19 protein-coding genes are annotated in these 25,684 nt (G+C 73.0%); 9 read left to right on the top strand and 10 right to left on the bottom strand.

What is annotated here, in order from left to right; genetic code table 11:
* Nucleotides 1–8 precede the first annotated feature (8 nt).
* On the bottom strand, nucleotides 9–1,988 hold the full coding sequence (locus tag R2B38_RS03920) for a BTAD domain-containing putative transcriptional regulator (RefSeq protein WP_318021581.1): 1,980 nt from the start codon (nucleotides 1,986–1,988) through the stop codon (nucleotides 9–11).
* Between the two features lie 114 nt (nucleotides 1,989–2,102).
* Here R2B38_RS03920 and R2B38_RS03915 point away from each other — a divergent pair, with 114 nt between their 5' ends.
* On the top strand, nucleotides 2,103–2,984 hold the full coding sequence (locus tag R2B38_RS03915; RefSeq protein WP_318014966.1) for an alpha/beta hydrolase: 882 nt from the start codon (nucleotides 2,103–2,105) through the stop codon (nucleotides 2,982–2,984).
* Nucleotides 2,985–2,995: 11 nt separating this feature from the next.
* On the opposite strand, the gene R2B38_RS03910 is transcribed toward R2B38_RS03915, so the two are convergent.
* A complete protein-coding gene (locus tag R2B38_RS03910; RefSeq protein ID WP_318014965.1) occupies nucleotides 2,996–3,775 on the bottom strand; it encodes a carboxypeptidase regulatory-like domain-containing protein in 780 nt (259 codons plus the stop codon).
* Between the two features lie 177 nt (nucleotides 3,776–3,952).
* On the opposite strand from R2B38_RS03910, the gene R2B38_RS03905 reads away from it, so the two are divergent.
* Nucleotides 3,953–4,720, top strand: a complete 768-nt coding sequence (locus R2B38_RS03905; RefSeq protein WP_318014964.1) for a hypothetical protein — start codon at nucleotides 3,953–3,955, stop codon at nucleotides 4,718–4,720.
* Entirely contained in the window at nucleotides 4,717–5,259 is a 543-nt protein-coding gene (locus R2B38_RS03900; RefSeq protein WP_318014963.1) for a histidine phosphatase family protein, read from the top strand. Before R2B38_RS03905 ends, R2B38_RS03900 begins: the two co-directional genes overlap by 4 nt.
* Nucleotides 5,260–5,315: 56 nt before the next feature.
* On the opposite strand, the gene R2B38_RS03895 is transcribed toward R2B38_RS03900, so the two are convergent.
* Nucleotides 5,316–7,301: an amino acid transporter gene (locus R2B38_RS03895; protein ID WP_318014962.1), complete on the bottom strand. Its 1,986-nt coding sequence runs from the start codon at nucleotides 7,299–7,301 to the stop codon at nucleotides 5,316–5,318.
* Nucleotides 7,302–7,425: 124 nt separating this feature from the next.
* On the opposite strand from R2B38_RS03895, the gene R2B38_RS03890 reads away from it, so the two are divergent.
* Nucleotides 7,426–8,052, top strand: a complete 627-nt coding sequence (locus R2B38_RS03890; RefSeq protein WP_033283459.1) for a YigZ family protein — start codon at nucleotides 7,426–7,428, stop codon at nucleotides 8,050–8,052.
* 31 nt (nucleotides 8,053–8,083) lie between these two features.
* Here R2B38_RS03890 and R2B38_RS03885 read toward each other — a convergent pair whose 3' ends face one another.
* Nucleotides 8,084–9,970 carry a protein kinase domain-containing protein gene (locus R2B38_RS03885; protein WP_318014961.1) on the bottom strand — a complete coding sequence of 629 codons (1,887 nt, stop codon included), beginning with the start codon at nucleotides 9,968–9,970 and terminating at the stop codon, nucleotides 8,084–8,086.
* Between the two features lie 315 nt (nucleotides 9,971–10,285).
* Between R2B38_RS03885 and R2B38_RS03880 the strand changes: the two genes are divergently transcribed.
* Both R2B38_RS03880 and R2B38_RS03875 read left to right on the top strand, forming a co-directional pair.
* Nucleotides 10,286–11,449: an exonuclease SbcCD subunit D gene (locus R2B38_RS03880; RefSeq protein WP_318014960.1), complete on the top strand. Its 1,164-nt coding sequence runs from the start codon at nucleotides 10,286–10,288 to the stop codon at nucleotides 11,447–11,449.
* A gap of 97 nt (nucleotides 11,450–11,546) precedes the next feature.
* Entirely contained in the window at nucleotides 11,547–14,537 is a 2,991-nt protein-coding gene (locus R2B38_RS03875) for an SMC family ATPase (RefSeq protein ID WP_318014959.1), read from the top strand.
* Nucleotides 14,538–14,557: 20 nt separating this feature from the next.
* On the opposite strand, the gene R2B38_RS03870 is transcribed toward R2B38_RS03875, so the two are convergent.
* A complete protein-coding gene (locus tag R2B38_RS03870) occupies nucleotides 14,558–15,013 on the bottom strand; it encodes an Lrp/AsnC family transcriptional regulator (RefSeq protein WP_318014958.1) in 456 nt (151 codons plus the stop codon).
* 123 nt (nucleotides 15,014–15,136) lie between these two features.
* On the opposite strand from R2B38_RS03870, the gene R2B38_RS03865 reads away from it, so the two are divergent.
* Nucleotides 15,137–15,616 (top strand): rhodanese-like domain-containing protein, encoded by a 480-nt coding sequence (locus R2B38_RS03865; protein ID WP_318014957.1) that lies wholly within the window; start codon nucleotides 15,137–15,139, stop codon nucleotides 15,614–15,616.
* Between the two features lie 106 nt (nucleotides 15,617–15,722).
* Entirely contained in the window at nucleotides 15,723–16,241 is a 519-nt protein-coding gene (locus tag R2B38_RS03860) for an immunity 21 family protein (RefSeq protein ID WP_318014956.1), read from the top strand.
* A 106-nt stretch (nucleotides 16,242–16,347) separates the two neighbouring features.
* Here R2B38_RS03860 and R2B38_RS03855 read toward each other — a convergent pair whose 3' ends face one another.
* Nucleotides 16,348–18,039 (bottom strand): DUF885 domain-containing protein, encoded by a 1,692-nt coding sequence (locus tag R2B38_RS03855; protein WP_318014955.1) that lies wholly within the window; start codon nucleotides 18,037–18,039, stop codon nucleotides 16,348–16,350.
* A 33-nt stretch (nucleotides 18,040–18,072) separates the two neighbouring features.
* A complete protein-coding gene (locus R2B38_RS03850; RefSeq protein ID WP_318014954.1) occupies nucleotides 18,073–18,567 on the bottom strand; it encodes an Lrp/AsnC family transcriptional regulator in 495 nt (164 codons plus the stop codon).
* Between the two features lie 42 nt (nucleotides 18,568–18,609).
* Between R2B38_RS03850 and R2B38_RS03845 the strand changes: the two genes are divergently transcribed.
* Nucleotides 18,610–19,875, top strand: coding sequence for a trans-sulfuration enzyme family protein (locus tag R2B38_RS03845; RefSeq protein ID WP_411978556.1), 1,266 nt, complete (start codon nucleotides 18,610–18,612; stop codon nucleotides 19,873–19,875).
* Here the strand turns inward: R2B38_RS03845 and R2B38_RS03840 are convergent.
* The 3 genes from R2B38_RS03840 to R2B38_RS03830 all read right to left on the bottom strand — a co-directional run bounded on the left by R2B38_RS03840 (nucleotide 19,844) and on the right by R2B38_RS03830 (nucleotide 25,581).
* Nucleotides 19,844–21,292, bottom strand: coding sequence for a GNAT family N-acetyltransferase (locus R2B38_RS03840; RefSeq protein WP_411978555.1), 1,449 nt, complete (start codon nucleotides 21,290–21,292; stop codon nucleotides 19,844–19,846). The genes R2B38_RS03845 and R2B38_RS03840 overlap by 32 nt on opposite strands.
* Before the next feature lie 180 nt (nucleotides 21,293–21,472).
* Nucleotides 21,473–24,136: a DUF6493 family protein gene (locus R2B38_RS03835; protein ID WP_318014951.1), complete on the bottom strand. Its 2,664-nt coding sequence runs from the start codon at nucleotides 24,134–24,136 to the stop codon at nucleotides 21,473–21,475.
* Complete coding sequence (locus R2B38_RS03830; RefSeq protein ID WP_318014950.1) at nucleotides 24,133–25,581, bottom strand: SWIM zinc finger family protein; 1,449 nt, start codon at nucleotides 25,579–25,581, stop codon at nucleotides 24,133–24,135. Before R2B38_RS03830 ends, R2B38_RS03835 begins: the two co-directional genes overlap by 4 nt.
* Between the last annotated feature and the right edge of the window lie 103 nt (nucleotides 25,582–25,684).

The following is a 25,684-nucleotide window of genomic DNA, read 5'->3' as shown; positions in this document are numbered from 1 at the left end:
GCGCGGGCTCACCGAGGGAGTCGTAGCGCCGCGGCGAGGTCGTCGAGGTGGTGCGCGACCGGCCCCAGGGTGAGCAGACCGCTGCCCGCCCCGGCCAACTCGGCTGCGGCGGGCGTCAGTTCGGCGTGGGCGCGCTCCATCGTCTTCCGGTCGTCGACGGTGATTGCCGCACGGGCGGCCAGGCACCACAGGGCTTCGAAGAGGAGGTCGCGGGGCGGGTCCGGGAGCGAACTCAGCGCGGCTCGGGCTTCGTTGGGGCGGTCGTGGGCCAGCAGCACCAGAGGCCGGGCCCACGGCTCGTAGGGTCCCCAGTCGATGTGTTCGTCGGTCTGGGCGGGTTGGCCGTTCCGCAGGCGCAGGCACAACAGGGCCAGCGGCAGCAGCCCGTGTTCCAGCCCGGGCATACCGGCTCCGTCCAGCCGAAGTGCCGCGTCCTGGTAGGCGGTTGCCACCTCGGCGGGATGGGGACTGCCGCTCGCGGCGAGTCGTAGGGCCCGGTACCACTGGGTGAACACGCCGACCAGCGGCAGTTCATGACGGTCGGCCAGCTGTTCCGCGGCTGCCGCGTGGCCGTCGGCTCCGGTGAAGTCCGCGAGGGCGCTGCGGGACTGGAGCCGGATGAGATGCCCGAGCACCTCGTAGGTGGCCATGCCGTGCCGGGCGGACAGGGTGACCAACTCGGCGCCGATCGCGTCCCGTTGCGGGGCGAGGCCCGCGCGGTGGAAGGTCTGCATGAACGTGCCGTTGAGCGCGAAGGCGAGCAGCCCGGGGTCGTTCAACTGGCGGGCGATGTCCTCGGCTTGGCGGGCGGCCTGGGGTCCGCGAGCGGAGCGGGTGCCCCGCGACTCCAGCGCGATGGTGGCCAACAGGCGGGCCCGCGCCGCGAGATGGGCGTCCGGCGGGAGCGCGGCCAGGGTGCGCTCGGCCGCCGCCACCGTGTCCGCCGCCTGGTGTGGGTCGTCGACGCGGGTCCAGATCGCGGGGACGTCGTAGGCACCGATCACGCGGGCGGTGAGTTCCGGGTCGCCCAGGTCCTGCGCCGCCTTGATCGCCGCGAGGCGGTGCCGACGGGCGGCTTCCAGGCCGCCGCCCCCGGTCACCGCGAGATTGCGGAGGAGGCCCACGGTCGATTCCAGTCGGGCACGGGCACCGGACGCCACGGTCCGGTCGTAGGCGGCGGCTGCCTGCGCCCACACCTGCTCCGCCGGATCGCCGGGACCGGGGTCCAGGTGCGGGGCCTGGTCCAGGATGTCCGCCTCCAGGCGGCGCAGGGCCGGGCCCGGGTCCGTGCCGAGTTGTTCCGCGAGGAGGGTGCGGGCCCGGCGCAGTACCGCGAGGGCATCGCCCTGGCGGCCGGTGCGGTAGAGGGCCAGGGTCAGGAGGCGCCAGGCGTCCTCGCGCCAGGGGTGTTCGGCGACGTGGGCGTCCAGGTCGGGGACCGCCTCCGCGGCCCGGCCCAGGGCGAGTTGGGCCTCGGCCCGGCGTTCGACGGCGTGCAGGCGGAGTTCGGTGAGGCGGGAGCGTTCCGCGCGGGCCCAGGGCTCGTCGGCGAAGTCGGCGTAGGCCGGGCCGCGCCACCAACTCAGCGCCTCCTGAAGGTGGTTGAGCGCGCGCGGGGGCGGCAGCGCCGCGGCGGCGGTCACCGCGCGCTCGAAGCGCCAGGCGTCCACGGTCTCCGGCTCGGCGCGCAGCGCGTACCCCGGGCCCTCGGTGACCAGCAGGCGGGCCGGAGTCCGCGGCGGGCGTTCCGGTTCCAGGGCACGGCGCAGCGCGGCCACGAAGGTGCGGATCGCGCCCGTCGCGTCGGCGGGAGGCTCCGCCTGGTCCGCCCACAGATCCGCGACCAGGCGCCCGACCGGTACGACCCGGCGCCGGGCGACGAGCAGTCGGGCCAGTACCGCCCGGTGCCGCCGACCCTTCAGGGCGATCGCGTCCCCGGCAGCGTCCCAGGCCGTGACCGGTCCCAGCACCCCGAACGCGACCTCCATCGCCGACCACCCTTTCCGGGGCATCGCCCCAGGTCACGGTAGCGCGCTCATTCGTTGCTCATTGGCTCGCGGCAGGCTCTGGGACATCGACATCGCTACGAAGGAAGGCGCCCCGTGCCACCGAGCATCCCCGGCTTCACCTACCACCGCGTCCCCGTCGCGGACGGCGTCACCCTGAACGCCGCCGTCTCCGGCTCGGGCAGCCCGATCGTGCTGCTGCACGGCTTTCCGCAGACCCACCTCATGTGGCGCCATGTCGCCGCCGACCTCGCGGCCGACCACACCGTGATCTGCCCCGACCTGCGCGGCTACGGCGCGAGCGACAAGCCCGCCGAGACCGACGGCTCCGGTTACGCCAAGCGCACCATGGCCGCGGACGTCGTCGCCCTCGCCCACGCCCTGGGCCACGACCACTTCGCGCTCGCCGGACACGACCGCGGCGCCCTGGTCGCCTTCCGTGCCGGGCTCGACCATCCCGGCACGATCACCCACCTCGCCTGCCTCGACGTACTCCCGACCCTGGACATGTGGGACGTGATGCACGGCGTCACCGCCGCCGTGGGCTTCCACCTCTATCTCATGGCCCAACCCCCGGGCCTGCCCGAGCAGTTGATCGCCGCCGCGCCCGACGCGTTCTTCGGCCACTTCCTCGACCTCTGGACCAACGACCCGTCCGCGATCCCCGCCGACGTCCGCGCCGCCTACCTGGACGCCTGCCGCGCCGCGGTCCCCTCGATCGTGGCCGACTACCGCGCCTCCGCCGGCATCGACGTCACCCACGACCGGGCCGACCGCGACGCCGGCAACCGGCTGCGGATGCCGGTCGCCGTCCTCCAGCAGGACTGGGGCGCCGCCCTCGGCTTCGACGCGGCGGCGCTGTGGAGCGCCTGGGCACCGGACCTCCGGCACGAGACCGTGACCTGCGGCCACTTCATGGCGGAGGAGGACCCGGCTGTCGTAGCGAAGACCTTGCGGGAGCTTGTCGCCGTCCGCTGAACCGGTGCGCCTCAGGCGGTCCTGGCGGTCACGGTGAAGTCGACGTCCTCGCCGACCGCCGAGACCCCGTTGAAGGCTGCGCTGGCGTGCAGTCGGTTGGCGCCCTCGGGCAGTGGGGTGTCCGGGATGCACGACCAGGTGCCGTCGATGCGTGCGACGCCCGCGCACACCTTGCGCTCGGCGGCGTCCAGGACGCTCACCCGCGCCCCGGGATAGGAGGTCCCGGCGAGCCGCGCCGCGCCGGGCACGAAGGTGCCGCCCGCCGGTTCGGTCAGCGTCGGCACGGGCATGCCGACGGTCACGGTGCAGCTGCCGGACGCGCGACGGGCCCCACCCGCGTCGGTCAGCACGACGGCGCACCCGGGCAGCCGCGTCCCCGGCACCGCCCGCGCGTCCACGGCCAGCGCGAACGGATAGCCGCCGTCCTTCCACGAACCGGGCCCCGAGTCACGGACGTAGGTGTATGTGCCGGTCGCGCCGTCGGCGGTCACCGAGCCCTGGAACCGTGCCGTGTCGGCCAGGGGCGTACCGGTGACCCGGGCCCCGGCGGGCGCGGTCAGCCGCAGCGAGGACCCGGCCGGCAGGTCGGCACCGTCGTACCCGCTGATCTCCACCAGCCCGGACCGGCCCGGCACGATGGTCACGCCGCCGCCCAGATCCCCTGCGGAGAACTCCCCAGCGGCGGCGACGCCCGTCGGGAAGAGCACGGCGGTCAACAGGAGGAGCACCAGTCGCCGCCGGACGGGCATCGGCGATGGAGGTCTGTGGGGGAACGTGCGGCGGTCGGTCATCGGAACTCTCCGGGATCGTCTCGGCCGGGGTACTGGTCGGTCCTCCCACCCCACACGCCCCACCGGCCCCGGCGAAAGGCGGGATGGGCGAACGGGTGAACGCCGACGAGGTCACACACCTCGGTGTACCGGACAGACCGGGGTGAATCCCGCCACCTCGGCCGGAGTGGAGCGAACATGCATGCGTACGGCCTTCCGCCCGCCTACGCTCAGGCCGTGCTGCGCATCACCGACGCCCGAACCGGCGAGCCCGTCGAAGCCGCCCCCGCCCGCCGTGGCCTGACCAGGGTCGAGGCGCACGCGTCGGGCCTGGACCCCACGTCACTACGAGTGCTCCTCGTGTCCGACCTCCTCGTGCGCGCCCTGGAGCTCGGCGGCACCCCCGTCTGGTCGCTCCTCACCGGTGAACACGAGCAGGCCGAACTCCGCGCCGCGGCAAGGGCTTTGGGCATACGGCCCTTCGAGGACGGCGGAGACCTCGGCTCCGGACTCGGCGAGGCCCAGGTCCTCCACGTCGCGACGGAGGGCGGCGCCGAGGCGACCGGGGGAGTCCTGGTAGCCGTAGCCCCCGTCGAATCGCCCACGACCGCCGCGCCCGACCTCTCCGACCCGGGCGCGCTGCGGCTCGCTCTGCTCTCGCACGCCCGGGACCTGCCGGTACGGCTCGACACGGAGGCCCTGGAGGAGGCGCGGCGGACGCTGGCGCACTGGCGCGGGTCGGTCGCCGACTGGGCGCGGCGGCCCTCGCGGCCGGTGCCCGACGAGGTGCGTGGGGAGCTGCGCACCGCCTGGGAGGACGACCTCGACGTGCCCGAAGTCCTGGAGGTGTTGCGGCGGGTGGAGACCTGGCCCGACCTGTCGGACGGCGCCCGCTTCGAGACGTACGCCTACGCGGACCGGCTGCTCGGGCTCGAACTCACCCGTGACATCGGGTCGTTGGCGTGAACGCCCGCGCCGGAGCCCGCCCGTTGCGCCGTCTGGTCGTGCTGCGGCACGCCAAGTCCGCCTGGCCGGAGGGCGTTCCCGACCACCTGCGTCCCCTCGCCCCGCGCGGGCGCCGCGACGCCCCGGCCGCCGGGATCGCGCTCGCCGAGACCGACTCCCTGCCGGACCTCGCCCTGTGCTCCACGGCCGTACGGGCGCGCCAGACCTGGGAGTTGGCGTCCGCCGAGTGGGGAACCCCGCCGCCGGTGCGGTACGAGCCGGGGCTGTACGCGGCCGGAGTACCGGAGCTTCTCGACGCCGTCCATCAAATGCCGCCCGAGGTCGAGACGTTGCTGCTGATCGGGCACAACCCCGGTCTGGAGGAGCTCGTCCTCGAACTCGCCGGTGACGGTCTCGACGGCGCGCTCGACGAGGTCCGGGTGAAGTTCCCGACGTCGGCGATCGCGGTGCTGGCGTGGCACGGCGGCACCTGGCGGGAACTCGCCCCGGGGACAGCCCTGTTGACGGGTCTGACCGTGCCGAGGGGCAGGAAGAAGTAGGGCCGCGCCCCTCGGGGTTCTGTCGGACCCCCGGTCCAAGCGGCGGCCCGGCCCGTTCAGCCGACGTGCACGCGGGGCCGGCGCTCCGGGTCCGGTTCCGCGCGGCGCAGGACCTCGCGGGTGACCGGGGCGACCTCGCCGTCGCCGAAGACGAGGAAGCGGATCAGGTGGCTGACCGGGTTGCCCTCGGTCCAGGTGAAGTAGGCGTGCGGGACCTTGCCGGTGCGGTCGCGGAGGGAGAGGAGGACGGCGGCGATCGCGTTCGGGACCGTGGGGCCCTCGACGCGGAGCCGTCGTACGCCGTACTTCTCCTCGCCGTGCACGGAGATGTCCGCCGAGAAGTCCGAGGAGTCGCGGAGGAGGACCTCCAGGAACAACACCGGGCCGCCGTCCGGGATATGGGTCTCCTCGCGCTGGCTGTACTCCTTGGCCCGGTACTCCCGCCTGCTGTGCTCCTGCGGCTCGTTCGCGATCAGCCGGAGCGGGCCGCTGCGCGCCGCCTCGTCGATGAACCGGGCCGCCGTGTCGTCGAACGTGACCTCCACGGCGCGGAGTTCGAAGGCGCGGTGAATGCGCGAGCCGAACGACGTCACCAGGATGAGGACGATGAAGATGCCCGCGATCTTGATGCCGTCGGGCCGTTCGATGACGTTCGTGACGAGCGTGTACGCGAACACGGCGGTGATCACGCCGAACCCGAGCGTGGCCCTGCGGTGGCCCCGCTTGTGCACGGTGACCGTCGAGGCGAAGGCTGCCGACAGCATCAGCACCAGCACACCCGTCGCGTACGCGCCGCTCTGCGCGTCGACGCTCGCGTGAAACCACAGGGTGATGACGATCGCCGCCACCATGAAGACCAGCACCAGGGGGCGTACCGCCCGTGTCCACTCCGGCGCCATGCCGTAGCGCGGCAGATAGCGCGGTACGAGGTTCAGCAGCCCGGCGAGCGCGGAGGCGCCCGCGAACCACAGGATCGCGATCGTCGAGACGTCGTAGACCGTGCCGAAGACCTGGCCCAGGTGCTCGTGCGCGAGGTAGGCGAGCGCGCGGCCGTTCGCCGGGCCGCCCGTCTTGAAGGCGCTCTGCGGGATGAGGATCGTCGTCGCGAGGCTGGACAGCAGCAGGAAGCCGGACATGATCAGGGCGGCCGTGGTGAGCAGCCTGCGGGTCTCGCGGATCCGGCCCGTGGGCTTCGCCCAGGTGTCCGTGTCATCGCCCTTGACCTGCGGCATCACCGCCACGCCCGTCTCGAAGCCGGACATGCCGAGCGCGAGCTTCGGGAAGACCAGCAGCGCCACGCCGACCATCGCGAGCGGCGAGGAGTGCGCGGCCGTCATCGCGTCCGTCCAGTCGCCGATCTTCACCGGATGGCTCAGCACCTCCCACGCGGACACCGCGAGGACCACGAGATTGAGCGTGAGGTACACGCCCACCAGCACCACGGCGATCCCGATGGCCTCCCGGAACCCCTTGAGGAAGACCGCGCCCAAGGCCCCGACGAGGACGAGCGTGATCCACGTGTTCCCGCCGTGCATCCAGCCCGGCGCGAACGGGTTCTCCACGACGTGCGCCGCCGCGTCCGCCGCCGACAGGGTGACCGTGATCATGAAGTCCGTCGCCGCGAAACCCAGCAGCACCAGGACGAAGATCTTCCCCGACCACCACGGCAGCAGCCGCTCCAGCATGGCGATCGACCCCTCGCCGTGCGGCGACTCGTGCGCCACCCGCCGATAGACCGGCAGCGCCCCGAGCAGCGTCAGCCCGATCAGGACGACCGTCGCCAGCGGGGACAGCAGCCCGGCCGCGAGGGCGGCGATGCCCGGCTGGTAGCCGAGGGTGGAGAAGTAGTCGACGCCGGTCAGACACATGACCCGCCACCAGCGGTGACCCTCGTGCTCCGGGTTCGGCGTGGCGTGCGGGCCCGGATGCCGGGCGCTCTGCTCGCTCAGACCGTCCAGGAGCCAGGCCCGGCACTGCTCCGCGACGGACCCGGAACCGCCGGACGCCGTGGTCTCCGTGGGGTCCGCCTGCGCGCCGGTCATGCTGAGAACTCCCTGCGATCGGACGACGTGCCCGGGGCCCGGGCAACGAGGAGCGAGTATCCACCACATCCCCGTCCGAACCCGGACCGGGGGCGACCACCGGCCCTGCGCATAGGCTGGCCGGATGCAGGACGAGTACCGCACAGTGGCCCGCCCGGGCGTGCACGAGACCGAGGTCAACCGCTCCCGCTTCCTGTGCGCCCTCGCCCCGGCGGCCACCGAACAGGAGGCGCAGGACGTCATCGCCCGTATCCGCAAGGAACACACGGACGCCTCCCACAACTGCTTCGCCTACGTCATCGGCGCCGACGCCGCGATCCAGAAGGCGAGCGACGACGGCGAACCCGGCGGCACGGCAGGCGTCCCCATGCTTCAGATGCTGCTCCGCCGCGACATGCGGTACGTCGTCGCCGTCGTCACCCGCTACTACGGCGGCGTCAAACTCGGCGCGGGCGGCCTCATCCGGGCCTACGGCGGCTCGGTCGGCGAGGCCCTCGACACCCTCGGCACGATCACCCGCCGCCGCTTCCGCCTCGCCACGGTGACCGTCGACCACCAGCGCGCGGGCAAGGTCCAGAACGACCTGCGCGCCACCGGCCGCGAGGTACGCGACGTCCGCTACGGCGAGGAGGTCACGATCGAGATCGGGCTGCCGGACGCCGAAGTGGACGCGTTCCGGGGGTGGTTGGCGGATGTGACGGCGGGGACGGCGGGGCTGGAACTGGGCGGCGAGGCGTACGGGGACGCGTGAGGGGTTGGAGAGAGCCGCGGCTGACGGTGGGTCAGGAGGCCCATGTCCAGACCTGGTTGGAGCTGCCCGCGCAGCCGAAGGTCTGGACGGTCTGACCGTCCTTCCCCGACTCCGAGGCCTCCGCGTCCAGACAGAAACCGTCCGGGGCGCTGACCAGGGTCCCGGCGCCGCCCAGCTGCCACCGCTGCGCGCTCAGCCCGTCGCAGCTCCTGACCCGGATCTTCGAGAAGTTCCGGCCGACCGTGCTGGCGTCGGCGTCCAGGCAGGAGTGGTTGCCCTGATTGACCACCAGGTACTGGGAGTTGTGCCCGGGCACCCGGAAGAGCGCCCACTTCTGCGGCGCCGTGCCGTTGCACGCCCACACCTGTACGGCGGTGACGTGGGCGTCGAGGCACCGGGCGACCTCGACCGCGCGGACGCTCTCGGTCACCGTCACCGGACCGGCGCGGACCGGCCCGCGTTCCGTGCCGTACAGCAGTTTCGCGGTCTGCGCGTCGACCGTCCCGCTGGCCGTGGTCCCCGCCTCGGTCTGGAAGACCTTCAGCGCGTCGGCCGTCGCCGTCCCGAAATCGCCGTCGACCGTGACGTGCAACCCGTAACCGGCGAGCAGGAGTTGGAGCGCCTTGACGCAGTCGCCGTGGGAGCCCGAGGTGAGTTCGTGGACGCAGGAGCTGACGCGGATGTCGAGGCTCGCGGGATCCTGGGTGGCCGGCACGCTCGTCGGGCTCTGCGACGCCCCGCCCTTCGTCGCCGACGCGGAGGCGGCCGTGCTCGGCGAACTGCCCGGCCCTGAGGGCGAGTTCTCCGGTACGGCGAGCGCCGGGGGCGTCCCCGGTCCGGGACCGGCCGACGTCCCGCTGTCGCCGTGGTGCAGCAGGAGCAGCGTCGCGGTGATGCTGCCGGCGACGAGGAGGGCGGCCGCGGCGACGGCGCCCGCGATCAACGTCCCGCGTTTTCTGGGGGTGTTCGCGTGTTTCCGGGGCGTGGTGGGCGGGTCCGATGGTGCTGCCGAAGGGTGGGCCGCGGGTTGCCCGGCGGGGGAGGGCCTGCGCTGGGGGGCGACCCGTGGCGGGGTGCCTGCCGGTGCGGACAGCTGATGCCCGATGGCCGTTCTGAACACCGCCTCGGGTAACGGCCGCAGCTCGGGGTCCTTGTCCAGGCAGGTGCGGATGAACGCGGCCAACTCCGCGTCCACGCCCGCGACTTTGTCGAGGACATCCTCCCGGGGCGGGTCGAACGCCACCCGGTGCAGCACGTCGACGCCCGTGCCCTCGCCGAACGGGGCCTCCCCGGCGACGGCGTAGGTGAGTGTGGAGGCCAGCGAGAAGACGTCGGAGGCGGCGGTGACCTCCTGGCCGCGCACCTGCTCCGGGGACATGTAGGCGGGGGTGCCGACGTTCTGGCCGGTGACGGTGATCGAGGTGCTGTCGCCGGCCTGGACGACACCGAAGTCGATGACGCGGGCGCCGTCGGCACCCAGGATGACGTTCGAGGGCTTGAGGTCGCGGTGCACGATCCCCGAGCGCCAGATCGCCTCGATCGCCCGCCCCACGTCGGCCAGCAGCCGCCAGGCCGCCGCCGCGTCGACCGGTCCGCGCGCGTCGACCAGCTCCGCGAGGGTGGGCCCGGGTATGTACTCGGTGGCGACCCACACCAGGTCCTCGTCGCAGCCGCTGCCCAGCAGCCGTACGATGTGCGCCCCTTGGATCCGGCCCAGCGCGCCGACCTCGCGCTCGAAGCGCTTGCGGAACAGCGGGTCCTCCGCGTACTCGGGCCGGATCACCTTCACGGCGGCGGGGCCCGTGGCGCCGGTGGTGTCGCGGCCCAGATAGACCCGGCCCATCCCGCCGCTGCCGAGCACCGACATCAAGTGGTACGGCCCCGCCTGGCGCGGGTCGCTCTTCCGCAGCGGCACCACGGGAGGCGGCTCCATCCCCGCCGCCGCATAGGCCATCGTTTCGGACCGACCGCGGAACTCGACTGGCATGGGAACCCTGTGTCTCTCGCGTGGTGCGTGTGACGTGAGATTAGCGCAGCACATGTGTGCGACAAGGGAGTTGGGATTTTCCACAGTCGGCGCAAAGCCGCTTCGGTCGCGCGGCCGTCTCCAGCGTTGTGACGGCGGTCACTGATCCGCGTATGGGGCATATGTCCTGCCATAAGCTCACGAATGCATGGGAGCTCCGAGGTCAATGGTGGTTCAGGGGCCCGCAGGCGCTAGCGTGGTGGACCGATGAGACTGCTGCACACTTCCGACTGGCACCTGGGCCGGGCGTTCCACCGCGTGAACATGCTCGGGGCCCAGGCCGACTTCGTGAGCCACCTCGTCACCACCGTGCGTGAGCGCGACGTGGACGCGGTGGTCGTGTCGGGAGACGTGTACGACCGGGCGGTGCCGCCGCTGGCCGCGGTCGAGCTGTTCGACGACACCCTGCACCGGCTCGCCGACCTGGGCGTGCCCACGGTGATGATCTCCGGGAACCACGACTCCGCCCGCCGTCTCGGCGTGGGCGCCGGTCTGATCGACCGCGCGGGTATCCACCTCCGCACCGAGCCGTCGGCCTGCGGGACGCCCGTGGTGATTCCGGACGCGTTCGGGGATGTCGCTTTCTATGGGCTGCCGTATCTCGAACCCGCCCTGGTGAAGGCCGAGTTCGGGGTCGAGAAGGCCGGGCACGAGGCGGTCCTCGCCGCCGCCATGGACCGCGTCCGTGCCGACCTCGCGGGCCGCGCGCCCGGCACCCGTTCCGTGGTCCTCGCGCATGCCTTCGTCACCGGCGGCGAGGTCAGCGACAGCGAGCGGGACATCACCGTCGGCGGAGTCGCCGCGGTACCGGCCGGTGTCTTCGACGGTGTCGACTACGCGGCACTCGGGCACCTGCACGGCTCCCAGACGATCACCGGGCGCGTCCGCTACTCGGGTTCCCCGCTGCCGTACTCCTTCTCCGAGGCCGACCACCGCAAGAGCATGTGGCTCGTCGACCTGGACGCCGAGGGCACCGTCACCGCCGAGCGCCTCGACTGCCCGGTACCGCGCGAACTGGCCCGTATCCGGGGCGCGTTGGCGGATCTCCTCGACGACCCCGACCTCGCGCGGCACGAGGAGGCGTGGGTCGAGGCGACACTCACCGACCCGGTACGCCCGGACGACCCCATGGCCCGGCTCACCGACCGCTTCCCGCACACCCTCAGCCTCGTCTTCGACCCCGAGCGGGGCCCCGACGACCCCGACGTGTCGTACGCCCGCCGCCTCGCGGGGCGCGACGACCGTGAAATTGCCGATGACTTCGTCGCCCATGTGCGCGGCGCAGGTCCCGACGAGGACGAACAGGCCGTGCTCCAGGAGGCGTTCGACGCGGTGCGCGCGGACGCGGTCGTACGGGAGGTGACGCCGTGAGCGTGCGGTGGGGTGCGGTGGACGTGTGGTGCGGCGCGATGGACGTGCGGCGCGCCGGCGGCTTCGCTCGGCGAGCGGGAGAAGCGGGTGGTCGCCGATGAGGCTCCACCGGCTCGACATCACCGCCTTCGGGCCCTTCGGCGATTCCCAGACCGTCGACTTCGACGAGCTGTCCTCCGCCGGGCTGTTCCTGCTCCACGGGCCGACCGGCGCCGGCAAGACCTCCGTCCTCGACGCCGTGTGCTACGCCCTGTACGGCTCGGTACCCGGCGTCCGTCAGTCCGGTCAGGGGCTCACCCTGCGCAGCGACCACGCGGCGGCCGGCACCCGCACCGAGGTGCGGCTCGAACTGACCGTCGCCGGGCGGCGGTTGGAGCTCACCCGGCAGCCGCCCTGGGCCCGTCCCAAGAAGCGCGGCACCGGCAGCACGCTGGACAAGGCACAGAGCTGGCTGCGCGAGTACGACGCTGCGGCCGCCGCCTGGAAGGACCTCAGCCGCTCCCACCAGGAGATCGGCGAGGAGATCACCCAGCTGCTGGGCATGAGCCGGGAACAGTTCTGCCAGGTCGTGCTGCTGCCCCAGGGCGAGTTCGCACGCTTCCTGCGGTCCGACGCCGAGGCCCGCGGCAAGCTGCTCGGCCGGCTCTTCGACACCCACCGCTTCGCCGAGGTCGAGAAGCGGCTCGCGGAGCGGCGCCGGGCCACCGAGGCCCAAGTCCGCGAGGGCGACGCCGAGTTGCTCGCCGACGCGCACCGCATGCAGCAGGCCGCCGGTGACGCCATGGAGCTGCCGGAGCTCGCCCCGGGCGAACCCGGCCTCGCCGACGCCGTGTTGGGCGCCGCGGCCGTCGCCCGCAGTACCGCGCGCGAGCAACTGACCGTCGCGCACAGCCGCCTCACCGCCGCAGAGTCCGCCCAGGTCGCCGCCGACCGTGAACTGGCCGACGTCCGTGAACTGGCGCGCCTGCAACAGCGGTTCGCGCAGGCGCGGGAACGGGCCACGCTCATGGAGGAGCGGGCCGACGGCTATCGCCAGGGGCAGGCGCGGATGGAGCGGGCCCGGAAGGCGGAGGCGGTGGCGCCTGCGCTGGAGCTGCGGGAGGCCGCCGACGCCGAGCACCGGGACGCCGCCCGGGCCGAGACCCGTGCGCGTGACCTGCTGCCGGACACCTTCGCGGGCGCCGGCGCGGCCGGACTCGCCGCCGCCGCACGCCGGGCCGCCGAGGAACTGGGCGGACTCGAGTCGGCCCGCCGCGCCGAGCAGCGGCTCACCGAACTCGGCGTGGAGCGCGTCGAGTTGGACCGCCAGGAGAGTGCCGACGAGGACGTACGGCAGGAGGCCGAGGCCTGGCTCGCCGAGTGGGACGCCACCCGTGCGGGACTTCAGGCGCGGATCGAGTCGGCACAGGAGGCCACCACCCGGGCCGAGCAGCTAGGGGTGTGGCGCGAGCCCGCCGAGCGGCGGCTCGGGGCGGCCCGGCAGCGGGACCAGTTCGCCGGTGACACGGAGGACGCCCAGCGGCAGGTGCTCGCGTCGTCCGAACATGCCCTGAAGGCCCGCGCCCACTGGCTCGACCTCAAGGAACAGCGGCTGAACGGCATCGCCGCCGAACTCGCCGCCCACCTCGCCGACGGTGCACCCTGTGCCGTCTGCGGAGCCACCGAACACCCCGCACCCGCCCGCAAATCCGCCGGACACGTCGATCGCGCGGCGGAGGAAGAGGCGCTCACCGCGCTCCAGCGCGCCGAGGAGCAGCGCACCGAGGCCGAGCGCCGCCTGGGCGTCGTACGGGAGGCCCTCGCCGCCGCCACCGCCGAAGCCGGTGACACCCCGACCGGTCAACTCGCCGACGAGGTCGCGGAGTTGGAGCGGCTGTACGAGCAGGCGCGCCGGGACGCGTCCTGGCTGCACCCCGCGACCGAGGAGCTGCGCCAGGCCGAGGAGGAGCGCGAGCGGCGGACCGCGATCCAGCAGCAGGCCGCGGTCCGGGCCGCCTCCCGTACCACCCTGCGCGACACCCTGGACCGTGAACGGACCTCCCTGGAGGGGGAGTTGGCGCAGTCGCGGGGCGCTGCCGAGAGTGTGGCCGCGCGTGCCGCCCAGCTGGAGCGGCAGGCCGCGCTGCTCACCGACGCGGCCGACGCCGCCCGTGCCGCCGAGGACACCGCGCAGCGCCTCAAGGACGCCGACGCCCGGCTCGCCGACGCGGCCTTCCGTGCCGGGTTCGACACTCCGCAGGCCGCGGCCGCCGCCCTTCTCGACGACACCGCCCACCGCGAACTCCAACGGCGCCTGGACGCCTGGCAGTCGGAGGAGGCCGCCGTACGGGCCGTCCTCGCGGAGGCCGAAACGGTGGCGGCCGCGCAACAGGCGCCCGCCGACCTGGACTTGGCGGAGCGTGCCGCGACCGCGGCCGACCGGCGGACCCGGGACGCGGCCTCGGCGCGCGACGCGGCGGCCCGGCGCTGCACCGAACTCGACCGGCTCTCCGCCCGATCGGCCGCCGGGGCACGCCAACTCGCCCCGCTGCGCGAGGAGTACGACCGGGTGGCCCGCCTCGCCGCCCTCACCGCGGGCACCTCGGCCGACAACGAACGCCGGATGCGCCTGGAGTCGTACGTCCTCGCCGCCCGCCTGGAGCAGGTGGCCGCGGCGGCGACCGTACGGTTGCAGCGCATGTCGTCCGGCCGCTACACGCTGGTCCATTCCGACGACCGGGCCGGGCGTGGCCGTAGCGGACTCGGGTTGCATGTCGTCGACGCGTGGACCGGGCGGGAGCGGGACACGGCGACGCTGTCCGGCGGCGAGACGTTCTTCGCGTCGCTCGCCCTCGCGCTCGGGCTCGCGGACGTGGTCACCGACGAGGCCGGCGGGGTCCGGCTCGACACGCTCTTCATCGACGAGGGCTTCGGCAGCCTCGACGAGCAGACTCTCGACGAGGTCCTCGACGTCCTCGACTCCCTGCGCGAGCGGGACCGCAGCGTCGGCATCGTCAGCCATGTCGCCGATCTGCGGCGCCGGATCCACGCGCAGCTGGAGGTCGTGAAGGGGCGGGACGGGTCGGCCGTACGGCAGCGGGGGCAGTGACGTCGTCGAGGCCGGCGGGGTCAGTGACCCAGGGGGCGGCGGGGGAGCGGTGAGGAGTAGACGACGCTGGTGGTGACCGAGCCCAGGGCGCCGATCTTCCCCGAGACCTCCTCCAGGTGGCGCATCGAACGGGCCGCGACCTTGATCATGAAGCAGTCGTCGCCCGTGATGTGATGCGCCTCCAGGATCTCCGGCGTCACCGCGACCAGGTCGTGGAAGGGCTTGTAGTTGCCGTTCGGATAGCGCAGCCGCACGAACGCCAGGATGGGCAGGCCCAGCCGCTCGGGGTCCACGACCGCCGCGTACCCCTGGATCACCCCGGCCTCCTCCAGCCGCCGCACCCGCTCGGTCACCGCGCTCGCGGACATGGAGACGGCCCGGGCCAGCTCGGCGAAACTGGCGCGCCCCTCCCGCTGGAGGACCTCGAGGATGCGCCAGTCGGTGGCGTCGGGGGCGTACGTGGAATGAGCGGTCATACCCGAGGAATAGCAGGGGAATCCCCGGCCGATCAAGAGGTACGGCGGGGATCGTCCCTTCAGCGAGCCGGTCGGCGACCGTAGATTTCTGGCCGTAGAGACACCTCGGTGAAAGGCCGGACCATGAGCAGCAGTACCGCCGTCAACCCTGTTCTGTGGGTCGCCCCCGCCGCTCCCTCGGCAGCGGCCGCCCACTTCCGGGCGAGCCTCGCCTTCCACGCCGACGTGTCCGACGTGGCCGCCGCGCTCGCGGGCGACGGCCACGCTGGCTTCGTCGTCGTCGACTCGCGCTCCACCGAGTCCTGGGACCAGGGCCACCTGCCCGGAGCCCTCCATCTCCCCACCGCGCTCGTCCCGGAACAGGCCGAGGCCCTCCTCGACAAGTCCGTGCCGGTCGTGACGTACTGCTGGGGCCCGGGCTGCAACGGCGCCACCCGATCCGCCCTCGCCCTCGCCGAACTCGGCTACCAGGTCAAGGAGATGCTCGGGGGATTCGAGTACTGGGTGCGTGAGGGCTTCGAGTTCGAGACGTGGGAAGGCCGTGAACGTCGCGCGGCCGATGCGCTGACCGCACCGGCGGAGGCGGGGGACTGCGGCTGCTGAAAGGCGGCCTCGACCGCGAACCAGCCGTGCCCGCAAGGGAGTTGAGATGACACGCGGGACCTTGAACCGTGAACATGTGGGATCGCTGTGCGTGTAGGTTCTGCCCATGGCGCGATACGCGGAGCCGGGAACGGCGGTGCAGTGGGTGGAGTCGGGCGGCGGGCCGCTCATAGCGGTGCCGGAGACGGTGTTGCCGTTCTGGGCGGGAGCCGACGGCGACGAACTGGCCTCGGACTACGACCGGGCCTGCGAGGTCGGTGGATACGCCGGCCTGCTGCCCGTGGGGGACAGCGCGGCGCTGGTCCTGGGTGACGATCCGGCGTCGACCTCCTTCCTCCCGGAACACGGCACGTTCGTACGGTGGTGTGCGGCGAACTCCGAGGACGAGATCCTGGCCGTCATCCCCGCCGCACTCGCCGACGCGACCTGGGGGAACGAGGTCCACTGGGACGTACCCGGCCCGGTCGTCCTCTTCGACTCGGCGTGGCCGGGGCGGGACTCGGAGGGCACCGAGCATCTGAAGGTGGACTTGGAGCCGGGGCGCTATGCCGTCCGGGCGGGGCAGGCGCAGCCGGGGCCCGAGACCTGGCTCGGGCTCGTCCAGCTGCGGCGGCTCTCGAACTGACCGAACTGACGTCTGTGGCCGGGACCGAACTGGCCATCCCTGGCTGGGACTTCGGCGGCCGGGGCCCGAACTCCGGGGCCCGGCCGCCGACATGTCCTGCCGGGCGTCAGAGCTGTGACAGCTCGTCCACCAGGTCGTCCAGGCCCAGCGAACCCTGGGACAGCGCGGCCATGTGCCAGGCCTTCAGGTCGAAGTCGTCGCCGTGCCGCTGCCGTGCGTTCTCGCGGCCCAACAGCCAGGCGCGCTGGCCGAGTTTGTAGCCGATGGCCTGGCCCGGGATCGTGAGGTAGCGGGTCAGTTCGCTCTCCACGAAGTCCGCCGGGCGGCTGCTGTGCGCGCCGAAGAACTCCTGGGCCAGCTCGGGCGTCCACCGCTCACCGGGGTGGAACGGCGAGTCCGCCGGAATCTCCATCTCCAGGTGCATGCCGATGTCGACGATGATCCGGGTGGCCCGCATCATCTGCCCGTCGAGGAAGCCGAGTCGCTGCTCGGCGTCCTCCAAGTAGCCCAGCTCGTCCATCAGTTGCTCCGCGTACAGCGCCCAGCCCTCGGCGTTGGCGCTGACCATGCCGACGGAGGCCTGGTAGCGGGAGAGTTCGTCGGCGACGTGCGTCCACTGGGCGAGCTGGAGGTGATGGCCGGGGACGCCCTCGTGGTACCAGGTCGAGACGAGGTCGTAGACCGGGAACCGGGTCTGTCCCATCGTCGGCAGCCAGGTGCGGCCCGGACGGGAGAAGTCCTGCGAAGGCTGCGTGTAGTACGGCGCCGCCGAGCTGCCCGCGGGCGCGATGCGCGACTCCACCCGCCGTACCCGCTCGGCGAGTTCGAAGTGGGTGCCGTCCAGGTCCTCGATCGCCTTGTCCATCACGCCCTGGAGCCACTCGCGGACCTCCTCGACGCCCTCGATGTGCCGGCCGTGCTCGTCGAGGTGCGCCAGCGCCACCCACGGGGTTCCGGCGCCGGGCAGGATCTTCTCGGCCTCCCGCCTCATCTCGGCGAGCAGCCGGTGGTACTCGGACCAGCCGTACGCGTACGCCTCGTCGAGATCCAGCTCCGTACCGTTGTAGTAGCGGGCCCACCGCGCGTACCGCTCACGGCCCACCGTGTTCGGCGCGCCCTCGATGGCCGGCGCGTACACGTCGCGCAGCCAGTCCCGCAGCTCCACCAGGGCCGCGGTCGCGGCGCGGGCGGCCTCGTCCAGTCCGGCGCGCAGGGACTCGGGTCCGGCCGAGGCGAAGTCCTCGTACCAGCCGCGCCCCTGGCCGTCCGTGTCCGACCACTCGGTGAGCTGGCCGATGAAGGTGGCGGTCGGACGCGGACCCGCGAACAGTTTGCGGTCCAGGCCCAGTTGGAGGGATTCGCGGTAGCCGGCCAGCGCGGCTGGCACCGCGCGCAGCCGCTCGGCGATCGCCGCCCAGTCCTCGTCGGTCTGGGCCGGCGTCACCGTGAACACATCACGCACCGAGTGCGCGGGCGTGTGCATGTTGCCGACCTCGCGCAGGCCCTCCTCGGTGTCGTGCACACCGAGTGCGGCGGTCAGCCGCTCGCGCAGCAGGCGCGCACAACGGCGCTCGCTGTCACCGTCCGCGCCGGGCCGGCGCTCGGCCTCGTCGAGCTTCGCGAGGGTCGCCCGCTGAAGCTCCGCGAGTCGTTCCTGACCTGCGGGGGAGAGGTCGGGCAGGCTGCTCGAACTCTCCTTCACGCCGAGATACGTACCGATGACCGGGTTGAGGGCGATGAGATCGTCGACGTAGGCGTCGGCGACCTGCCGGGGCAGCGGAGTGTTGGTCTGCGACATGAGGACCATCCTCATACGCGGAACTCGGACCCGTCACCCCGATTCAGCTGTGGGCGTGGCAAGCGGCAGCAAAGGCCCGCAGTCCCACTGCTGGAAGATCAACCGGGTCTCCACCCGGGCCACTTCGCGCTGGGACGTGAACTCGTCCAGGACCAGCCGTTGCAGGTCAGCCATGTCCGCCACGGCCACGTGGACGACATAGTCGTCGGGACCCGTCAGATGGAACACGGTCCGCGACTCCGGCAACGCCCGGATCCGCTCCACGAACGGCCCCACCAGCTCCCGCCGATGCGGCCGCACCTGCACCGACAGCAACGCCTCCAGCCCACGCCCCAACTTGGCCGCGTCCACCCGCAGTTGATGCCCGAGGATCACCCCGGCCCGGCGCAGCCGCGCCACCCGGTCCAGACACGTCGACGGCGCGACCCCCACCTGCGCCGCGAGTTCGCGATAGGTCGCCCGGGCGTCGTTCTGCAGCAACCGCAGCAGATGGAGGTCCACCGGATCCAGTACGACAGAGTCGGTCATGGGCCGAACGTAACACGGACTTTTAGCCACGCTTCCCGTGTGATGTTCACCCTTATGTCCATGGACACAACGAACCCGCACGCCTCCCTGGCCCCCCGAGCCCTGGCCACCGAAGCCGTGCACGCCGGCCGTGACGACCTCGCAGGGCAGGGGCTGCACGCCCCGCCGATCGACCTGTCGACCACCTACCCGTCGTACGACAGCCGCGGCGAGGCCGCCCGCGTCGACGCCTTCGCCGCCACCGGCGCCGAACCGGACGGCCCGCCCGTCTACGGCCGCGTCGGCAACCCGACCGTCTCCCGCTTCGAGACCGCCCTCGCCCGCCTCGAAAGCACCGGGAGCGCGGTGGCGTTCGCCAGCGGCATGGCGGCCCTGACCGCCGTCCTCCTGGCGCGGGCCGCGTCGGGGCTGCGGCACGTGGTGGCGGTACGACCCCTGTACGGCAGCAGCGACCACCTGCTCACCGCCGGGCTGCTCGGCTCCGAGGTGACCTGGACCGACCCGGCCGGAATCACCGACGCGCTGCGTCCGGACACCGGCCTGGTCGTCGTCGAGTCCCCGGCCAACCCGACCCTGGCCGAACTGGACCTGCGCGCCGTCGCCCACGCCTGCGGCTCGGTCCCGCTCCTCGTGGACAACACCTTCGCCACCCCGGTCCTGCAACGCCCCGCCGAACACGGCGCGCGCATCGTCCTGCACAGCGCGACCAAGTACCTGGGCGGGCACGGCGATGTGATGGGAGGGGTGGTGGCCTGCGACGAGGAGTTCGCCGGGCTGCTGCGCCAGGTGCGGTTCGCGACGGGCGGCGTGCTGCACCCGCTGGCCGGCTATCTGCTGCTGCGCGGCCTCGCGACCCTCCCGATCCGGGTACGGGCCGCGTCCGCCACCGCCGCCGAACTCGCCCGCCGCCTCACCGCCGACCCGCGCGTGGCCCGCGTCCACTACCCGCGCATCGGCGGCGCGATGATCGCCTTCGAGGTCCACGGCGACCCCCACGAGGTCATCGCCGCCGTCCGCCTCATCACCCCCGCCGTCAGCCTCGGCAGCGTCGACACCCTCATCCAGATCCCGGCCTCCATCAGCCACCGAGTGGTGCCCGGGGAGGACAGGAGGGGGTCGGGTGTGAGCGACAGCTTGCTGAGGCTGTCGGTAGGGCTGGAGGACGTGGAGGACCTCTGGACGGATCTGGATGGGGCGCTAGCGCCCCTCTCAAGGGGCGCGGGGAACTGCGCGACCAGCCACAGTGGACCGTCAGAGGCCATCCAACCTGCAAGGACTACGGCGCTTCGGCCCTCCCGAACTCCGTAACCTCCGCAACTTCCACGGCCGTACTCAGCCGAGCCGTGACCACCAACGTCCCCTCCTCGATCTGATAGTCAAGCGGCAACCCAAGCCCCCGCATCGCCGCGACCATCCCCGTGTTGGACGCCTGCGTCACCGCGTACACGCTCTCGCACCCCGCCTCGACGGCCATCCCCACCAGCCGCCCCAGCAACTCGCTCCCGATACCCCGCCGCTGCCAGTCGTCCTCGACCAGCAGCGCGACCTCCGTCTCGTCCCCGTCCCACAACAGGTGCCCGAGCCCGACGATCCGCCCCGACGCCGTCTGCACCGCGAGCGTCCGCCCGAAGCGCGGAGAGAGCAGGTGGTTGAGATAGCGGTCGGCGTCACCGACCGGCCCGTGGTACCGCATACCGAGCGTCCGCGAAGAGCATCGCTCGTGCATCTCCCGTGCCGCGTCCAGGTCACCCGTGTCCGCGCGCCGCACGGTGATCGCGTTGCCCTCGGGCAGTGTCAGCACGTCCTGGCTGCGCGGGATGCGGGGACCGAGCCGGGCGTCCAGCTCGACCAGCGCCCGCGCCCGGGCGAACTCGGTGGGCGTGAACGGCAGGTACGGCCGCTCCACTGTGATCACTCCGCCTTCCGGCGCCCGCAGCCGCATGACCGTGTCCTCCAACGACCCCTCCACCGGCACCGACTCCGGCTCGCGCCCCTTGTCGGCGACAACGTTGGCGGGCAGCGAACGGATGGTGCACCGACCCAGCAACTGCCGTAGCGCGAGCGGCAGTTCGGCCGCGTCCAGGGCCGTGCGCGTGGCCAGGCCCAGGACGCGGGTCGGCGCGTCCACCAGGTCGTGGGCGTCGGCCCGCTCGATCCAGGTGCCCGAGCCGCCGGCCGAGGCCACCGCCCGGGTGATCTCGGACGCCGCGACCTCGGCCGGTGCCCGCAGCAGGAACTCGTCCACCGTGCCCTCGGCCAGCGGATGCGTCTGGAGGCTCAGGATGTCGACCCGCTGACCGGCCAGCGCCGTGCACAACACCGCCAGCGACCCCGGCGCGTCCCGCACCGTCGTCCGCATCCGCCACAGCGCGGCCGCCTCGGCGACGGGGTCGGTCGGCGCGGACGACTGCTCGGACGCGGAGGCGGACGTGAAGGCGGACGTGGTCTCGGGCCCGGCCCCGGTCGGCTCGGCCCGCTCGGTCGGCCCGGCCTGCCGCAGCTCCGCGGTCGGCCGGGCGCCGGTATCGCCCGTCGGCGGCGCATGACCGTGGCGGCGTGACCACCACGTGTGGAACCCCGCCGTGGCGACCAGGGCCAGCGCGGAGATCGCCAGCAGCGCCGGACCGTCGGGGCCGTGGCCCACCAGATCCGCCACGACGTCCGCCACCGCGACCGCCGTGAACAGCGCGGCCAGCTCCACCAGGTCCCGCCGCCAGTGGTGCACCGGACGCCCGTGCCTCGCGCGCGTCACGTCAAACATGTCTCGACTCATGCACCCACTGTGAAGGAAGGGTGTTGCGTGATCACGAACGCTCTGTGACCTACCGGTAAAAGCGTGGTTCTGTACCTTTTGCCGTTCTTTTGGTGAGTGCGACGCACCGGAGGTCAGCCCTGTCGCCCTACGTCATACGGCCACCTCCTCCACCAGCGCACTGCGCAGCCGACGTGCCTGTGTGACCAGCCGGGACGAGCCGCTCCGGGCCGCCGTCTGCGCCAGATACGGCAGTTCACCCCGCGCCCCCGACCGCTCCGCGCACTCGGCGGCCACGGCCAGGAGGTCCCCGAGCCCTCGCGCGTGGGCGGGCTTGGCATCACCGTCGAGGTCGGCGAGCAGCGCGGCCAGGGTGTGCCGGAGGATCCCCCAGATGCTCGTGTTCGCCCCGGTCGCGGCCCCCGTCCGCACCGACTCGGCGAGCCGCGACGGCTTCACGGCCCCGCTCCGCACCAGCTCCCCGAGATCCGCACCCAGCAGGGCCCCGTCCAACTGCCCCCGCGCCGCGAGCACCAGCAGCGCGTCTACGGCGGCGAGCCGGTCCTCGGGGTGCCGCGCACCGAGCCCGTACGCCAGACACAGGTGCGTGGCCTGCCCGGCCACCCCCTCCGACTCGGCCAGCAGCGGGAGTACGGCGGCCGCGCCCCGGGTGTTCTCCAGCGCGGCGGCGGCCACGTCCCGCAGCAGCCGGGCCGCCACAAGTTCACGACACTCGGGGAGTATCGCGAGCCAGTGCCGCTGCATGTCCTGGTTCCAGTGGTAGCAGTACCCATGGTCGCCGTAGGCGGTCACCGGCTTGCCCAGGGCGCGGAACTCCGCCGGGAAGTCCCCCTGGAGATCGAGGAGTTCACCCAGCTCCACCACGACACGCGCCCCGGCCGTCCGGCGCCTGCTCAGCGGCAAGGTGGGGCTGTCGGACATCAGTCGGCGCGCGAGCCGGGTGCCCTCCGCCGTGCCGAGCGCCTCCGCCCGCTCGGCGGCAGCGGCTGCCGCCGCCCGGTCCTCGCGGCGCACCCGCAGCAGCGCCTGCGCGAAGTCGGCCTCCGAGACCCGCGCGCCCAGGCGCCGGTACACGTCCAGCCGGTCCACCAACTCGTCCGGCTCCAGCAGCCCTGTGCTCCAGCTCGGCGTCGACAGCAGGAACGGCAGCGGCTCCGCGCGGAGCCGGTACGCGACCTCCCATATCCGGGCGTCGAAGGCTCGGGTCAGTGCGCTGTGCCCGCACTCCCGTCCCTTGTCGCCGTGCCGCATCCCGTCGTGGAGGGTGCCGGTGCGCACCTTGTCCAACAGCGTGGCCAGCAGGAGGTCGAACCCGTACGACGCGCTGCCGAAGCTGTGGTGCGACCTGCGGAAGTGGTCGTCCGGACGCTGGGGAAACCCGGGGGCGTCATCGGCCCACCAGCGGCGCGCGACCACCGGCCCCAACGCCTCCAGCAGGGCGTCCCGGTCCTGGTACGCATGGCGGACGAGTCCGTCCAGCGCCCGCTCGAACGCGGCCACGTCGCCCTCGGCCGCCATCAACGCCCCCACCTCCTCGGCGAGTTCGACCGCCGACTCGGGTGCCGGTGCGAGACGCGCCGCCTCCGGTGCCGGCGGGAGCGTCTCCTCGTACACCAGCGCTGCCGCCGTCGCGGGCGTCGCGCCCAGCGTCTCGACCGCCCGTGTGCGCAGGGCGGGGATCAACTGGTCGGCCGCTGCTGCGAGTTCGGCCCGCACCTCGGGCGAGCCGACCTTCTTGAGGTGCCGCTCGACCAGCTTCAGCGCCCGCTCCTGCACGTCCGCGTCCTCGTGCCCGAAGGCTTGGGCGAGGGCGGGCAGTACTTCTTCGGCGGCCGACGCGTCCCGTGCCAATGCCTTCCCCAGCAGCGCGAGTTGGGCCCGGACGAGCTTCTTCTCGGGCCGGAACAGCACCGCGTCCGACATCTCCGCCAGCCGACGTGGCGTCAACTCACCGTCCAGCGCGAGGGAACCGAGCACCGACTGGGCGTGCGAGGCCACCATCGACACCGCGTCCGAGGCCAGCGCCAGCCAGTCGGCGATCCGCTCCCGCTCCTCCTCGCGGGTCAGGGCGAGGGCCTTCAGCACGCGCAGGAACACCCGGTTGTCGAGGGTCGTACCGCCCCGCAGCAGCCGGGCCACACACGCGTCCACCGTGCGCTTCCGGTCCAGGACGCCTTCGGTGGTGAGCTGGGCGAGCGCGTCGACCCAGCTGTTCGGGCCCTCGGCCGAGGTCCACTCCAGCGGGCTGCCGATGTCCTCCGTCCCGAAGACCGCGTCCACCAGCTCCGCGAGATACGGATCCTTGCGCAACCGGTCCAGCAGGGTGTTCCCGAGCTGCCGCAGATTGCCGATGTGCTCCACCCAGCCCCGCACATAGGCGTCCGTCGTCGGCACCGGACAGCCGGAGAGCCTTACCAGACCTGCCATCAGCTCGTACGGCACGTCCGTGGAGGCCGGGCGTCCGGCGAGGCGGTGCGTCACGTCGGCGAGCCAGGCGGTGTCGCGGTCGCCCAGGATGTGGATCAGCAGCGCCGGGGACGACGGCGACCAGCGCATGTCGGTGGCCGCGATCCAGGTGGCAGCGGCCGCCGCGCCCGTCTCACAGGCGGCCCCGGCCGCGTGCAGGGCCGGATAGGCGCGGCGGGCCGACATCTCCCACGGTGCCTTGCGCAGCTCCTTGCGGAGTTCCTTCAACTCCGGCAGGAACGCCCGCCGTTCGGCGTCCGTCAACCCGTCCAGCAGGCCCACCGCCTCGGCCGTCCGGCCCGCCCGCACCGCATCCATCAGCGAACTCATCGCACACCCCCGTCGACCCGCACCATGTCCTGCTTCGTGTTCCGCTGTGTGTCCTGCTCCGTCGCGGCGCCCCGCCGCACCATCCGCACCGCCAGCGCGTGCTTGCACGGCCCGCGCCCGCCCCGGTACTTCGCCCACCACACGCAGCTGCAACTCAGCACCCCCGCCTCGTCCCGCACCCGGTGCACATGACCGTCTTCTGCGGTCACCGTCCCGAGCGCGCCCTCCAGGGTCACCGCCCCCGCGGCCACCAGCGCGTGGGCCGAGCGCAACCGTGGATTGTGGCGCTCCACGCGCCGCGCGTCGTACGGCAGTTCACGGTGGAAGTAGGCCGCCTCCGCCGTGTCGTAGCCGACGCGCCCCGAAGTGCCCAGCCGGGTCAGCGCGGCGCGGACCCGCTCGGGGGTGAGTCCCGAGGAGGCGGCCATGTCGGCGACGTCGATGCGGGGCTCCCAGGCCAGCAGCACGGAGATCAACTCCGCGTCCTCGCCCGCCTCGTCGGCCGCGAGCGCGTCCAGGACCCCGCCCTCGCCGGAGAACCCGCGCGACGCGTCCGGCGACAGCGTGAGGGTGAGCCGCATGCCCGGCAGGACGGCCTCCCACGCACCGGCCGTCGCCGAGGCGCCGACGACGGAGGGGCCGTAGATCCGCAGGGCCGTCGCGTGGCGCAGGACCCGCTGGAGTGCGATCAGGCGCTCCGGTCCGGGGAGGCATACCGCGCCCGGTACGGGGCGGGTGGTCGGGCGCAGGCCGCGGCCCGCCGGGACGACCCAGCGCGGGCCGCTCGTGGTACCGCGAGCGCCGCTCGTGGTACCGCGCGCGCCGCCCTTCGGGAGGGAGCGCAGGAAACGGACCGCCTCCGCCGCGGGCAGCTCGGCGCGCAGGTCGAAGCCGGCCGCTATGACCTGGGCCTCCGCGAAGCCGCGCAGCCACCGGTCCGGCAGGGGAACCTTCTTCTCCACGACCGGGCCGTCCAGCGTGGTGACGGCCAACTCCTCGGGGCCGACCCGGAGATGGAGCGGATCGTCCGTGCCGATCCGGGAGAGGGCCTCGCGCAGCGGGTTGTTGACGTCGACGTTCGTCGTGCCGTGCCCCACCTCGTCGCCGTCGAGTCCGGGGGCGAGGACGTCCAGTCGCGCGTACACCCCGCCGCAGCCGGAGAAGGACTCGAAACGCAGCCGGTCGCCGCCCGCCGTCACCACCGGGTCGAGGGAGGAGGGCAGTTGGCGCTGGTAGTACCGCGTGGCCGCCACGTCCGCCACCGCCAGCAGCGCCGCCGAGGCCACCTGAGGTGAGGTCAGGAAGCCCGCGAAGAAGCGCGGATGGTCGGTGACACCCGAAGGAGTCGCACCTCGTGAGGTCTCAAGGCCGAGGCGCCGTCCGTCCGCCGACGACTCCAGCACGGAGGGTCGGGGATAGGTCACGGCCTGCAAAGATCGCGTCATGCAAAAACCGTAGAGGCCACCACTGACAATCGGCCCTGACCTGCGGAAACACGGTCTGCGGCGGGGAGTTGGCACGCTGCGGACCGCGCCGCGCACCGGGGGA

Origin of the sequence: Streptomyces sp. N50 (genome assembly GCF_033335955.1) — a bacterium.
In the GTDB taxonomy this organism is placed as follows: domain Bacteria; phylum Actinomycetota; class Actinomycetes; order Streptomycetales; family Streptomycetaceae; genus Streptomyces.
The sequence above is the reverse complement of the archived record's forward strand: the minus strand, read 5'-3'. Positions and strand labels throughout refer to the sequence as shown.

Bases quoted from the DNA above. Each gene is read 5' to 3' on its own strand.
- R2B38_RS03920 (WP_318021581.1), bottom strand. From the start codon at position 1,988: ATGGAGGTCGCGTTCGGGGTGCTGGGACCGGTCACGGCCTGGGACGCT.
- R2B38_RS03910 (WP_318014965.1), bottom strand. From the start codon at position 3,775: ATGACCGACCGCCGCACGTTCCCCCACAGACCTCCATCGCCGATGCCC.
- R2B38_RS03905 (WP_318014964.1), top strand. From the start codon at position 3,953: ATGCATGCGTACGGCCTTCCGCCCGCCTACGCTCAGGCCGTGCTGCGC.
- R2B38_RS03895 (WP_318014962.1), bottom strand. From the start codon at position 7,301: ATGACCGGCGCGCAGGCGGACCCCACGGAGACCACGGCGTCCGGCGGT.
- R2B38_RS03890 (WP_033283459.1), top strand. From the start codon at position 7,426: ATGCAGGACGAGTACCGCACAGTGGCCCGCCCGGGCGTGCACGAGACC.
- R2B38_RS03880 (WP_318014960.1), top strand. From the start codon at position 10,286: ATGAGACTGCTGCACACTTCCGACTGGCACCTGGGCCGGGCGTTCCAC.
- R2B38_RS03875 (WP_318014959.1), top strand. From the start codon at position 11,547: ATGAGGCTCCACCGGCTCGACATCACCGCCTTCGGGCCCTTCGGCGAT.
- R2B38_RS03870 (WP_318014958.1), bottom strand. From the start codon at position 15,013: ATGACCGCTCATTCCACGTACGCCCCCGACGCCACCGACTGGCGCATC.
- R2B38_RS03865 (WP_318014957.1), top strand. From the start codon at position 15,137: ATGAGCAGCAGTACCGCCGTCAACCCTGTTCTGTGGGTCGCCCCCGCC.
- R2B38_RS03860 (WP_318014956.1), top strand. From the start codon at position 15,723: ATGGCGCGATACGCGGAGCCGGGAACGGCGGTGCAGTGGGTGGAGTCG.
- R2B38_RS03855 (WP_318014955.1), bottom strand. From the start codon at position 18,039: ATGTCGCAGACCAACACTCCGCTGCCCCGGCAGGTCGCCGACGCCTAC.
- R2B38_RS03850 (WP_318014954.1), bottom strand. From the start codon at position 18,567: ATGACCGACTCTGTCGTACTGGATCCGGTGGACCTCCATCTGCTGCGG.
- R2B38_RS03845 (WP_411978556.1), top strand. From the start codon at position 18,610: ATGTTCACCCTTATGTCCATGGACACAACGAACCCGCACGCCTCCCTG.
- R2B38_RS03835 (WP_318014951.1), bottom strand. From the start codon at position 24,136: ATGAGTTCGCTGATGGATGCGGTGCGGGCGGGCCGGACGGCCGAGGCG.
- R2B38_RS03830 (WP_318014950.1), bottom strand. From the start codon at position 25,581: ATGACGCGATCTTTGCAGGCCGTGACCTATCCCCGACCCTCCGTGCTG.